Source organism: Leptospira brenneri (genome assembly GCF_002812125.1).
In the GTDB taxonomy this organism is placed as follows: Bacteria; Spirochaetota; Leptospiria; order Leptospirales; family Leptospiraceae; genus Leptospira_A; species Leptospira_A brenneri.
Genome location: NZ_NPDQ01000033.1, coordinates 1 through 570, shown reverse-complemented (window position 1 = coordinate 570; position 570 = coordinate 1). Strand labels below are relative to the sequence as shown.

General features: G+C 40.5%; 1 protein-coding gene. It reads left to right on the top strand.

The window, feature by feature from the left end; genetic code table 11:
- On the top strand, positions 1 to 570 hold a 570-nt coding region (locus CH361_RS19575), incomplete at both ends, for a baseplate J/gp47 family protein (RefSeq protein ID WP_208861475.1).

Sequence of the window (570 nt, the reverse complement as noted above, 5' to 3'; positions counted from 1 at the left end):
GGAAATGTAACCCCTAATTCGATTACAGAACACATAGATTACATTCCCGAAATTGATGTGGTTTATAATCCAGATGCAATTCCATATTTTGGAGGCCGCGATAGAGAACGGCTTGCCACGGTAAGAGAAAGGCTAAGACAAATTCAAATTGGGGCAACTTCGCAAGAGTGGACACCTGATTGGTATGTTCTTGTAGCACTCAGCTTTACATACGTCGAAAAAGTTGTTTTTAAATCTAGTAAATCACTCGGAATTCCCGGCGTAGTAAAGTTGTTACTGCTAGGGCCGGATGGCTCAGCATTATCACCTGCACAACTTACTGAAGTTTCAGAACACTTCAACAGCGAAGCAATGAATCCCGGAGGTGCAGCTCATGTAATTGCAGAAAATGCAGGTGCAATTCCGATAAACAAAGTCTTCTCTTTATATTTTGCTTCAGCAGATTCAATTCCTACGTCTGAGGCATTACAAACACTTGTTGACACTTTTTTTGCAGAACTAAAGGATCAGCAATCATTCATCGTAAATTCCTTCAAATCATTACTCCTACAATTTCCTGACGCTGTATCT